Origin of the sequence: Pseudomonas sp. GM18, assembly GCF_000282195.1 — a bacterium.
GTDB lineage: Bacteria > Pseudomonadota > Gammaproteobacteria > Pseudomonadales > Pseudomonadaceae > Aquipseudomonas.
This window is the reverse complement of record NZ_AKJT01000075.1, coordinates 16,043-28,342: the sequence shown is the minus strand read 5'-3', so window position 1 is coordinate 28,342 and position 12,300 is coordinate 16,043. Positions and strand designations below refer to the sequence as shown.

Genomic DNA, 12,300 nt, shown 5'->3' with positions numbered 1-12,300 from the left:
TATTGGATAAGGACAAGCAGCGACGCAAATTCAGCCTACAACGGGGTTGCCACAATCAGACAAGGCGCTTGCGTGAGACTCTGGACGTACGCCCCAGAAACCAGCCAAGAATCGGCCCGATCACCATACCGACCAGCAGTGCAAGCACCATGATCAGCGAGACTGGCAGCTGTGGCCCCGCCCAACCCAGAAACAGCAATGACACGCCTTGCTGGTTCTCAAGAACGAACGCCAGGATTGCCAGAACGAGCAACAGGATAAATACAGCGAGAAGTACGCGCTTGAGGTTACGCATCAGCAGTTCCTTGAAGTGCAGCAGCTGTCAAAGCCCCTCCTCCTCTTCCTCGTTCACTCGATCGCGCAGTTCTTTGCCTGGCTTGAAATGTGGAACGAACTTGCCGTCGAGACTGACGGACTGACCGGTTTTAGGATTGCGGCCTACGCGCGGCGCGCGATAGTGCAGGGAAAAGCTGCCAAAACCACGGATCTCGATGCGATCACCAGTGGCCAGACATTGGGACATTTGCTCAAGCATGGTCTTGATGGCCAGCTCCACATCTTTGGATGAGAGCAGCCCTTGATGGGTGACAATTCGTTCGATCAACTCCGACTTCGTCATATTTTTCCCTTCTTTTTCAAGCAGCTAGATCAGCGCTTCAAAGGTTTTAGCATGCCCGGAGGAATTTGAACAGCCCGAGTTCTTGACATCTCTTTCCCGACACCGAGATGCCCGATTTCAGAGCACCGGAACAATACTCAAACCCTGCATTCACCTACAGATAACCAGCATGGTGCGTGTCAGATAACCCGCGGGATTGAAGCCGAAAGGGAATTCATCTTCCTCCTTGGCGTCATCGGACCTCACGATGACCTTATAACCTGCCCCCTTACACTCCTTGGCCGCTCGCTTATGACACCTCTCCCACCCCGAGCCCAATCCCGAACAATCGACCTCTATACCACTGACGCCGCGTATCGCATGAGTCTTGGCGCTGGTGGTACAACCTGCCAATGTCATTACTGCCATTACGACAATGAGCTTGTTCATTAACTTCCTTATGCCAGGCGCGCAGCGCTCGACAGTCGCTTGCTTCAGACCAAGCCTAGCCTGAATAGACGATTGACCCACTTGAAGAAACAGACAACTCATTCAAATCATTGGTTTCATGAATGAAACATTGCGGGCACCCACACACCCTGGATTTGCCAAATTACAGACACAAAAAAGGGCGACCGAAGTCGCCCTTTTTCTATGGTCTGACAGAACTCAGTTCTGTTTTTCCATTTGTGCACGCAACAGGTCGCCCAGAGTGGTAGGACCAGGAGCAGCGGTATCCGAAGCTGGCTTGTCGCGCAGGCTCTGGATTGCTTCTTTCTCTTCTTCAACGTCTTTCGACTTGATGGAGAGCTGGATTACACGGCTCTTGCGGTCAACGCTGATGATCTTGGCTTCTACTTCTTCGCCTTCTTTCAGAACGTTACGCGCGTCTTCAACGCGGTCACGGCTGATTTCGGAGGCTTTCAGAGTCGCTTCGATATCGTCGGCCAGAGTGATGATGGCGCCTTTAGCGTCAACTTCCTTCACGATGCCTTTAACGATGGCGCCTTTGTCGTTCTCTTGAACGTACTCGGAGAACGGATCGCTTTCCAGTTGCTTGATACCCAGGGAGATGCGCTCGCGCTCTGGGTCAACCGACAGGATAACGGTGTCCAGCTCGTCGCCTTTCTTGAAGCGGCGTACGGCTTCTTCGCCCACTTCGTTCCAGGAGATGTCGGACAGGTGAACCAGACCGTCGATGCCGCCGTCCAGACCAATGAAGATACCGAAATCGGTGATCGACTTGATGGTGCCGGAGATTTTATCGCCCTTGTTGAACTGGCCAGAGAAATCTTCCCATGGGTTCGATTTGCACTGCTTGATGCCGAGGGAGATACGACGACGCTCTTCGTCGATGTCCAGAACCATAACTTCCACTTCGTCGCCGACTTGTACGACTTTCGAAGGGTGGATGTTCTTGTTGGTCCAGTCCATTTCGGAAACGTGTACCAGACCTTCAACGCCTTCTTCCAGCTCAGCGAAGCAGCCGTAGTCGGTCAGGTTGGTTACACGAGCGGTAACGCGAGTGCTTTCTGGGTAACGGGCTTTGATAGCAACCCATGGATCTTCGCCCAGTTGCTTGAGGCCCAGGGAAACACGATTGCGCTCGCGATCGTACTTCAGAACCTTGACATCGATCTCGTCGCCAACGTTGACGATTTCGGAAGGATGCTTGATACGTTTCCAAGCCATGTCGGTAATGTGCAGCAGGCCATCGACGCCACCCAGATCGACGAATGCGCCGTAATCGGTGAGGTTCTTGACGATACCTTTGACTTGTTGGCCTTCCTGCAGGGATTCCAGCAGAGCTTCACGCTCGGCGGAGTTCTCGGCTTCGAGGACGCTGCGACGGGAAACGACAACGTTGTTGCGCTTCTGGTCGAGCTTGATGACCTTGAATTCCAGCTCTTTGCCTTCCAGGTGCGTGGTGTCGCGCACTGGACGGACGTCAACCAGAGAACCTGGCAGGAACGCACGGATGCCGTTAACGTCGACAGTGAAGCCGCCTTTAACCTTACCGTTGATAACGCCCTTGACCACTTCTTCGGCTGCGAAGGCTGCTTCCAGAACAATCCAGCATTCAGCGCGCTTGGCTTTTTCACGGGACAGCTTGGTTTCACCAAAGCCGTCTTCAACCGAGTCCAGAGCAACGTGAACTTCGTCACCGACGTTGATGTTCAGTTCGCCAGCGTCGTTGTAGAACTGCTCAAGCGGGATGAGTGCTTCAGACTTCAGGCCAGCGTGAACGGTTACCCAGCGAGCTTGGTAATCGATATCAACGATAACACCGGTGATGATGGAGCCTGCCTGAAGGTTCAGGGTTTTTAGGCTTTCTTCAAAGAGTTCCGCAAAGCTTTCGCTCATTTTAATTCCTGTTGATAAGGGCGAAGAATACGCCCATCTCCACATCCCAGACGATGTGGGTTAGTTTCATTTAAAAGAAGCTCCGCAGGACTATGACTGGTCCCCTGCGGCCCTCTTGGTCACCCGGCGATATCGCGAATGGCGATCTCGCTCATGATGCGTTCCAGCACCTGATCGATGGATAATTCCGTGGAATCCAGCTGTATGGCGTCAGCCGCCGGTTTGAGCGGGGCTACCGCTCGCTGGGTGTCACGCTCATCGCGCGCACGTATCTCATCTAGCAGACTCGACAGACTAACACCATCGACTTTGCCCTTCAACTGCAAGTAACGTCGGCGCGCACGTTCCTCGGCACTGGCAGTGAGGAAAATCTTCAAGGGCGCGTCGGGAAATACCACCGTACCCATGTCGCGACCATCGGCCACCAGACCCGGCGCCTCCTGGAAAGCCCGCTGACGCTGCAGCAACGCCTCGCGAACCGCAGGCAACGCGGCGACCTGCGAGGCACCCGAGCCGACACTTTCGGTACGGATCACATCGCTGACTTCATCGCCTTCCAGAATAATGCGCTGCAACTGACCGTCGGTCGCCGCGATGAACTGCACATCCAGATGAGCGGCCAGCTTCTTGAGCAATTCCTCATTGGTCAGGTCGACGCCATGGTTATGCGCAGCGAAAGCCAGCAATCGATAAAGTGCACCGGAATCCAGCAGGTTCCAGCCCAGGCGCTTGGCCAGAATCCCGGCGACAGTACCTTTGCCAGAGCCGCTTGGCCCATCAATAGTGATGACCGGTGCGATGCTGATCACGACTGAGCCTCTTGTGCAACACGGATACCGACCTGCGCGCACAGCGCAAGGAAGTTCGGGAACGAGGTCGCGACGTTGGCGCAATCATGGATGCGGATCGGCGCAGTGGCGCGCAGTGAAGCCACGCTGAAGGCCATGGCAATCCGGTGATCGCCGTGACCGTGCACTTCGCCGCCGCCGATCTGGCCGCCGTCGATGATGAGGCCGTCCGGGGTGGGCTCGCACTTGACGCCCAGCGCCAGCAGACCGTCCGCCATGACCTGGATCCGGTCCGATTCCTTCACGCGCAGCTCTTCGGCACCACGCAGCACAGTGCGACCTTCGGCACAGGCCGCCGCCACGAACAGCACCGGGAACTCGTCGATAGCCAGTGGAACCAGCGCTTCGGGAATCTCGATACCTTTGAGTTTAGCTGCCCGTACGCGCAGGTCGGCTACCGGCTCGCCACCGACTTCACGCTGGTTTTCCAGAGTGATGTCAGCGCCCATCAGGCGCAGGATGTCGATTACGCCCGTACGGGTCGGGTTGATACCGACGTGCTCGAGCACCAGCTCCGAACCTTCGGCAATCGACGCCGCCACCAGGAAGAACGCCGACGACGAGATATCGCCCGGCACTTCAATGTGGGTCGAGGTCAACTTGTGGCCGGACTCGACCGAGGCGGTCGCGCCATTGACGGTCACCGGATAGCCGAAGCCACGCAGCATGCGCTCGGTGTGGTCGCGAGTCGGTGCCGGCTCGGTGACCGTGGTCTTGCCTTCAGCATACAGACCCGCCAGCAGCAGGCAGGATTTAACCTGGGCACTGGCCATCGGCATGGTGTAAGTCAGACCCTTGAGCTTGTTGCCGCCACGAATGGTCATCGGTGGACGACCGTCAGCGGCGGTCTCGATCACGGCGCCCATTTCACGCAGCGGATTGGCCACGCGATTCATCGGACGCTTGGACAACGAAGCGTCGCCGGTCAGAGTGCTGTCGAAGGTCTGCGCAGCCAACAGGCCAGACAGCAGACGCATCGAAGTGCCGGAGTTACCCAGATAGATCGGGCCAGGCGCAGGCTTCAGGCCATGCAGGCCGACGCCGTGAATGGTCACACGCCCATGGTGCGGACCTTCGATGACGACGCCCATGTCGCGGAAAGCTTGCAGGGTCGCCAGGGCGTCTTCGCCCTCGAGGAAACCTTCCACTTCGGTGACGCCTTCGGCCAGGGAACCGAGCATGATCGAGCGGTGGGAAATCGATTTGTCGCCCGGTACACGAATCCGCCCAGTCAGGCGGCCACCAGGTTGTGCCAGGAAAATCAGATCGTTGGAATTCATAGCGTCCACATAGGCCCGGCGGGCCAGGATTTTACTGAAATGCTCGCGGGCAACCCGGGCGCGAGTGAACACGCCCAACAATTGGTGCCCATCCCCTGCATCGACCGCGTCGCGCAAGGCGTCGAGGTCGCTGCGAAATGTATCGAGTGTGCGCAGGACAGCTTCGCGGTTGGCGAGGAAGATGTCGTGCCACATGACCGGGTCGCTACCGGCGATTCTTGTGAAATCGCGGAAACCGCCCGCAGCGTAACGGAAGATCTCAAGATTTTCATTGCGTTTGGCCAACGAATCGACCAAACCGAATGCCAGCAAGTGCGGCAAATGGCTGGTCGCCGCCAACACTTCGTCATGACGCTCGACTTGCATGTGCTCGACGTCGGCACCCAATTCGCACCACAACCGGTCGACCACCGCCAGCGCGGCCGGATCGGTCTGATCCAGAGGCGTCAGAATCACTTTATGGCGACGGAACAGGTCGGCATTGGAGGCTTCCACCCCACTCTGCTCGGAACCGGCAATCGGATGCCCCGGCACGAAACGCGCCGGCATGCCGCCAAACGCCTCGGTCGCCGCACGCACCACATTGCCCTTGGCGCTGCCAACATCAGTCAGAATCGCCTGCCCCAGGTCCATGCCCGCCAACAGCGCGAGCAGCTTCTCCATGGCCAGGATCGGTACCGCCAACTGAATCACGTCGGCACCCTGGCAAGCTGCCGCAAGGTCTACTTCGCAGCGATCCACAACACCCAACTCGACCGCCAGCTTGCGCGACTGCGGATCGAGATCGACCCCGACCACCTCGCGGCACAGACCGCTTTCACGCAGGCCTTTGGCAAACGAACCGCCGATCAACCCCAGACCGACCACCACCAGGCGACCGATCATAGGTTCAGCAGATTGCAGTGCAGTGACATCAACCACGAGCCATAACCTTGGTCAGCGCCTCGAGGAAGCGGCTGTTTTCCGCTGGCAAACCGATGGTGATACGCAGGTGGTTCGGCATGCCGTAGTTGGCCACCGGACGCACGATCACGCCTTCACGCAGCAACCCCTGGAACACCGGGGCAGCAACGCGACCCAGATCGACACAGATGAAGTTGCCTTTGGATGGAATCCAGCTCAGCCCCAACTCGCGGAAACCTGCCTCAAGCTGCTGCATGCCGGATTGGTTCAGGCGACGGCTTTCAGCCAGGTACTCGACGTCTTGCAGCGCAGCACAAGCGGCGGCCAGTGCGAGGCTGTTGACGTTGAACGGCTGACGCACGCGATTGAGCACATCGGCAACGATGGCCGAGGACAAACCGTAGCCGACCCGCAGCGACGCCAGGCCATAGGCCTTGGAGAAGGTGCGCGAGACCAGCAGGTTCGGATAGGCCGCCAGATAGTCCAGGCCATCCGGCAAGTCGCTGCCTTCGGCGTACTCGATGTAGGCCTCGTCCAGCACCACCAGTACATGGGCCGGAACGTCCTGCAGGAATTCATCCAGCGCCTCGGCGTCGAACCAGGTCCCGGTCGGGTTGTTCGGGTTGGCGATGAACACCACGCGGGTATCGGCATCGATCGCGGCCAGCATCGCCGGTAGATCATGACCCCAGTCTTTGGCCGGGATCACTTTTGCCTGGGCGCCAACGGCCTGGGTCGCGATCGGATAGACCGCAAACGCATGTTCGCTGAACACTGCGTTCAGGCCCGGTGCCAGATAGGCACGCGCCACCAGCTCCAGAATATCGTTGGAGCCGTTGCCCAGCGTCACCTGGTTCAGCTCGACGCGACACTGGTCGGCCAACAGGGTTTTGAGCGCAAAACCATTGCCGTCCGGATAGCGGGTCAGCTCAGCCAGCGCTTCACGAATCGCTGCCAGCGCCTTGGGACTGGCGCCCAACGGGTTTTCGTTGCTTGCCAGTTTGACGATGCTGGCCGGGTCGAGGTTCAGCTCACGGGCCAGTTCGTCCACGGGTTTGCCTGGAACGTAAGGCGAAAGTTGTTGCACGCCCGGCTGTGCCAGAGCGAGGAAGTTGCCACTCATTTGCTACCGCCCTTAGAGAACTGCTTTCGGGTAGGAACCCAGCACTTTGAGTGCCACTGCTTCCTGACTGATCTTTTCCAGCACACCTTTGACCAGCGGGTCGCGGTGATGGCCGACGAAATCGATGAAGAACACGTAGGTCCATTTACCGCTGCGCGACGGACGGGTCTCGATCCGTGTCAGATCGATACCATTGTCGTGGAACGGCACCAGCAATTCGTGGAGCGCGCCGGGTTTGTTGCTCATGGAGACGATGATCGAGGTCTTGTCGTCGCCGGTCGGCGGCACTTCCTGATTACCGATCATCAGGAATCGCGTGGAGTTGTCCGGACGATCCTCGATTTTCTCGGCCAGACGGGTCAACCCGTAGAGGCCGGCAGCCATGTCGCCGGCAATCGCCGCCGAGTTCCACTCACCCTTGACCCGCTTGGCCGCTTCGGCGTTGCTGGACACCGCAACGCGCTCGACATTCGGGTAATGGGCGTCCAGCCACTTGCGGCACTGGGCCAGGGACTGGGCGTGGGAGTAGATGCGGCTGATGCTGTCAGTCTTGGTGTTTTCGCCAACCAACAGGTGATGGTGAATGCGCAGCTCGACTTCGCCACAGATCACCATGTCGTGCTCGAGGAAACTGTCGAGGGTGTGGTTGACCGCGCCTTCGGTGGAGTTTTCCACCGGGACCACACCAAAGTTCACCGCACCGGCCGCCACTTCACGGAACACTTCGTCGATCGCCGCCATTGGCTTGCTGATCACCGCATGACCGAAGTGCTTCATGGCCGCAGCCTGAGTGAAGGTACCTTCAGGGCCGAGGTAAGCCACTTTCAGCGGCTGCTCAAGGGCCAGGCACGAGGACATGATTTCGCGGAACAGCCGCGCCATCTCTTCGTTGCCCAGCGGCCCCTGGTTGCGCTCCATCACGCGCTTGAGCACCTGAGCTTCGCGCTCAGGACGATAGAACACCGGCACTTCGCCTTCGGCCAGCGAGGCCATCTTTACTCGCGCAACTTCCTGGGCGCAGCGTGCGCGCTCACTGATCAGCTCCAGGACCTTTTCGTCCAGGGCGTCAATGCGCAGGCGCAGTGCCTTGAGTTCTTGCTCAGACATTAGCCGTGTTCCTTCTCGAACTCTGCCATGTACGAAACCAGTGCGTTGACCGCAACGATATCGACGGCGTTATAGATGGAGGCACGCATGCCGCCCACGGAACGGTGACCCTTGAGGTTCAGCAGGCCACGTTCGTCGGCACCAGCCAGGAACGGCTTGTCGAGACGATCGTCGGCCAGACGGAACGGCACGTTCATCCACGAGCGGTCAGGCTTGTTGATCGGGTTGCTGTACAAGCCGCTGGCGTCGATGAAGTCGTACAGCGTGCGCTGCTTCACTTCATTGAGTTTGCCGATGGCTTCGACGCCACCCTGCTCTTTCAGCCACTCGAACACCAGACCGGACAAGTACCAGGCCAGGGTTGGCGGTGTGTTGTACATCGAGCCGTTGTCAGCCGCGACCTTGTAGTTGAGCATGGTCGGGCAGATGGAGCGGGCGTTACCCAGCAGGTCTTCGCGAACGATGTTGACGACAATGCCGCTCGGGCCGATGTTTTTCTGGGCGCCGGCGTAGATCATGCCGAAACGCGAGACATCCACCGGGCGCGAAAGAATGTCCGAGGACATGTCGGCGACCAGCGGTACATCACCGGTTTCCGGGATCCACTGGAATTCCAGGCCGCCGATGGTTTCGTTCGGCGCGTAGTGAACGTAGGCCGCATCTGCAGACAGGTTCCATTCGTTCTGACCAGGCACAGCGAAATAGTCGTAAGGCTTGGCGGTCGCGGCAACGTTGACGTGGCCGTAGCGCGCGGCTTCTTCGATCGCTTTCTGCGACCAGATACCGGTGTCGATATAGTCGGCGCTGCCGTTTTCCGGCAACAGGTTCAGCGGAATCTGAGCAAATTGCTGGCTCGCGCCACCTTGCAGAAACAGCACTTTATAGTTCGAGGGGATATTCAGCAGATCACGCAGATCCTGCTCGGCCTTGGTGGCAATGGACACGAACTCATCGCTGCGATGGCTCATTTCCATGACCGACAGGCCCTTGCCGTGCCAATCAAGGAGTTCAGCCTGGGCGCGCTTCAGGACAGCTTCGGGAAGCGCCGCAGGACCGGCACAGAAGTTATAGGCTCTCTTGCTCACATCCAATCTCGCTCTGATTTGGTGGTATCACGCAATAATCTATTTGACCTGTTGATCGTTCCCACGCTCCTGCGTGGGAATGCATCTAATGACGCTCTGCGTCATAGGGACGCGGAGCGTCCCGGGCGGCATTCCCACGCAGAGCGTGGGAACGATCAAAAAAACAATTCCACAGGACAAACAACAAGGGGGCGAATTCTCATCCGCCCCCTGTCTGTCCGCTTACTCCTGCGGCTCTTCGTCGGCGGCGGCGTCGAGTTGCTGGTCGTCGGCAATATCGTCGATCACGACCTCACCTTCGAACACTGCACCCTCTTCACCTGCAAGCCCTTCGCCTTCCAGCTCTTCGCCTTCGACTTCCGACGGCTCCTGAACCCGCTCCAGGCCCACCAGCGTTTCATCGTTGGCCAGCTTGATCAGGGTCACGCCCTGGGTGTTACGACCCAGGCTGGACACTTCGTCGACGCGGGTACGAACCAACGTACCCTGGTCGGAAATCAGCATGATTTCCTCGCCGTCGAGCACCTGGACCGCGCCGACCAGACGGCCGTTACGCTCGTTGCTGACCATGGCGATAACGCCCTGACCGCCACGCTTGTACTCAGGGAACTCGGTGATCGCGGTGCGCTTGCCGAAACCACGTGCCGAAGCGGTGAGGATCTGGCTGCCTTCTTCCGGGATCAGCATGGAAATCAGCTTCTGGCCTTCCGGCAGACGCATGCCGCGGACACCGCGAGCGGTACGGCCCATGGCGCGAACGTCGGTCTCCTTGAAGCGAGTCACCTTGCCGCCGTCGGAGAACAGCATGACTTCGCGATCGCCATCGGTAATGGCGGCAGAGATCAGCACGTCGCCTTCATCCAGCTCCAGCGCGATCAAACCGACGCTGCGTTGACGACTGAAGGATTCCAGTGGGGTCTTCTTCACGGTGCCTTTAGCGGTGGCCATGAAGATGAAGTGACCTTCGGTGTATTCCTCGACCGGCAGCATGGTGGTGATGTATTCATCACTGTCCAGCGGCAGCAGGTTGACCAGCGGCCGACCACGGGCAGCGCGGGAGGCTTCCGGGATTTCGTAGGTTTTCAGCCAGTACACTTTGCCTTTGCTGGAGAACAGCAGCAGCGTGGTGTGGCTGTTGGCGACCAGCAGGTGAGCGATGTAGTCCTCATCCTTCACGCCGGTAGCCGATTTACCTTTACCGCCACGACGCTGAGCCTGGTACGCAGCCAAAGGCTGGGTCTTGGCGTAGCCACCGTGGGAAATGGTCACGACGCGCTCTTCTTCCGGGATCATGTCGCCCAGGGTCAGGTCGAGACGGGCATCGAGAATCTCGGTGCGACGCACATCGCCGTATTCGGCGCGGATCACTTCCAGTTCTTCGCGGATCACTTCCATCAGGCGCGTGGCGCTGTTGAGGATGCGGATCAGCTCGCCAATCTGGTTGAGGATCTCTTGATACTCGGCCAGCAGCTTTTCGTGTTCCAGACCGGTCAGACGGTGCAGACGCAGTTCCAGAATGGCTTGCGCCTGCTCTGGCGACAGGAAGTACTTGCCGTCGCGCAGGCCGTATTGCGGATCGAGGTTTTCCGGACGGCACGAATCGGCACCGGCACGTTCGACCATCGCAACCACAGCGGAGGATTCCCACGGCGTGCTGACCAGCGCTTCCTTGGCTTCCGACGGGGTTGGCGAGGCCTTGATCAGGGCGATGACCGGGTCGATGTTCGACAGGGCAACCGCTTGACCTTCCAGGATGTGGCCACGTTCGCGCGCTTTACGCAGTTCGAACACGGTACGGCGGGTCACGACTTCGCGACGGTGACGAACGAAGGCTTCCAGCAGATCCTTGAGGTTGAGGATCCGTGGACGGCCGTCGATCAGCGCGACGATGTTGATGCCGAACACGCTTTGCAGCTGAGTCTGGGCGTAGAGGTTGTTGAGGATCACCTCAGGCACTTCACCGCGACGCAGCTCGATCACGACGCGCATACCGTCCTTGTCGGACTCGTCGCGCAGCTCGGTGATGCCTTCAAGCTTCTTCTCTTTGACCAGCTCGGCGATCTTCTCGATCAGACGCGCCTTGTTCAGCTGGTAAGGGAGTTCGGTGATAACGATCTGCTGACGACCACCGACCTTGTCGATGTCTTCGATCATCGAGCGGGCACGCATGTAAATGCGCCCGCGACCGGTGCGGTAGGCTTCGATGATGCCGGCGCGACCGTTGATGATCGCGGCGGTCGGGAAGTCCGGACCGGGGATGTACTGCATCAGTTCATCGACGGTCAGTTCAGGGTTGTCGATGAGTGCCAGGCAACCGTCGATGACTTCACCGAGGTTGTGCGGCGGAATGTTGGTCGCCATGCCCACGGCGATACCGCTGGAACCGTTGACCAGCAGGTTGGGGATCTTGGTCGGCATGACCGCGGGGATCATTTCGGTGCCGTCGTAGTTCGGCACCCAGTCCACGGTTTCTTTATGCAGGTCGGCCAGCAGCTCGTGCGCCAGTTTGGTCATGCGCACTTCGGTGTATCGCATGGCCGCGGCGTTGTCGCCGTCCACCGAACCGAAGTTGCCCTGACCGTCCACCAGCAGGTAACGCAGCGAGAATGGCTGCGCCATCCGAACGATGGTGTCGTACACCGCGGTATCACCGTGAGGGTGATACTTACCGATCACGTCACCGACAACACGGGCAGATTTCTTGTACGGCTTGTTGAAGTCGTTGCCCAGCTCGCTCATCGCGAACAGCACACGCCGGTGCACGGGCTTCAAGCCATCGCGCGCATCCGGCAGTGCCCGCCCGACAATTACGCTCATTGCGTAGTCGAGGTAGGACTGCTTCAGCTCGTCTTCGATATTGACCGGGAGGATTTCTTTGGCCAGTTCGCCCATGAGAAGCCTGATTCCTTTTTCTGGTGAAACTTCGTCACATCCATATGGGACGAACGAAGCTCGCCGATGCAGACTGAGTGCCATGCACCGACTTACGACA

At 58.8% G+C, this 12,300-nt stretch carries 10 protein-coding genes; all 10 read right to left on the bottom strand.

Annotation, left to right across the window (positions count from 1 at the left end; all coding sequences use genetic code 11):
* Positions 1-55: 55 nt before the first annotated feature.
* Entirely contained in the window at positions 56-295 is a 240-nt protein-coding gene (locus tag PMI21_RS09145; protein ID WP_007939924.1) for a LapA family protein, read from the bottom strand.
* Positions 296-322: 27 nt separating this feature from the next.
* Complete coding sequence (ihfB, locus tag PMI21_RS09150) at positions 323-619, bottom strand: integration host factor subunit beta (protein ID WP_007899751.1); 297 nt, start codon at positions 617-619, stop codon at positions 323-325.
* A gap of 150 nt (positions 620-769) precedes the next feature.
* Entirely contained in the window at positions 770-1,048 is a 279-nt protein-coding gene (locus PMI21_RS09155) for a hypothetical protein (protein WP_007939923.1), read from the bottom strand.
* A gap of 219 nt (positions 1,049-1,267) precedes the next feature.
* Complete coding sequence (gene rpsA / locus PMI21_RS09160; protein ID WP_007939922.1) at positions 1,268-2,962, bottom strand: 30S ribosomal protein S1; 1,695 nt, start codon at positions 2,960-2,962, stop codon at positions 1,268-1,270.
* 119 nt (positions 2,963-3,081) lie between these two features.
* Complete coding sequence (cmk, locus tag PMI21_RS09165) at positions 3,082-3,771, bottom strand: (d)CMP kinase (RefSeq protein ID WP_007939921.1); 690 nt, start codon at positions 3,769-3,771, stop codon at positions 3,082-3,084.
* On the bottom strand, positions 3,768-5,975 hold the full coding sequence (locus tag PMI21_RS09170) for a bifunctional prephenate dehydrogenase/3-phosphoshikimate 1-carboxyvinyltransferase (RefSeq protein ID WP_007939919.1): 2,208 nt from the start codon (positions 5,973-5,975) through the stop codon (positions 3,768-3,770). The genes cmk and PMI21_RS09170 overlap by 4 nt, the downstream gene beginning before the upstream one ends.
* Positions 5,976-6,003: 28 nt before the next feature.
* Positions 6,004-7,116, bottom strand: coding sequence for a histidinol-phosphate transaminase (hisC, locus tag PMI21_RS09175; RefSeq protein ID WP_007939918.1), 1,113 nt, complete (start codon positions 7,114-7,116; stop codon positions 6,004-6,006).
* A 12-nt stretch (positions 7,117-7,128) separates the two neighbouring features.
* A complete protein-coding gene (gene pheA, locus PMI21_RS09180) occupies positions 7,129-8,223 on the bottom strand; it encodes a prephenate dehydratase (RefSeq protein ID WP_007939916.1) in 1,095 nt (364 codons plus the stop codon).
* Complete coding sequence (gene serC, locus PMI21_RS09185) at positions 8,223-9,308, bottom strand: 3-phosphoserine/phosphohydroxythreonine transaminase (protein WP_007939914.1); 1,086 nt, start codon at positions 9,306-9,308, stop codon at positions 8,223-8,225. The genes pheA and serC overlap by 1 nt, the downstream gene beginning before the upstream one ends.
* Positions 9,309-9,530: 222 nt before the next feature.
* A complete protein-coding gene (gene gyrA / locus PMI21_RS09190; protein ID WP_007939912.1) occupies positions 9,531-12,200 on the bottom strand; it encodes a DNA gyrase subunit A in 2,670 nt (889 codons plus the stop codon).
* Positions 12,201-12,300: the final 100 nt, after the last annotated feature.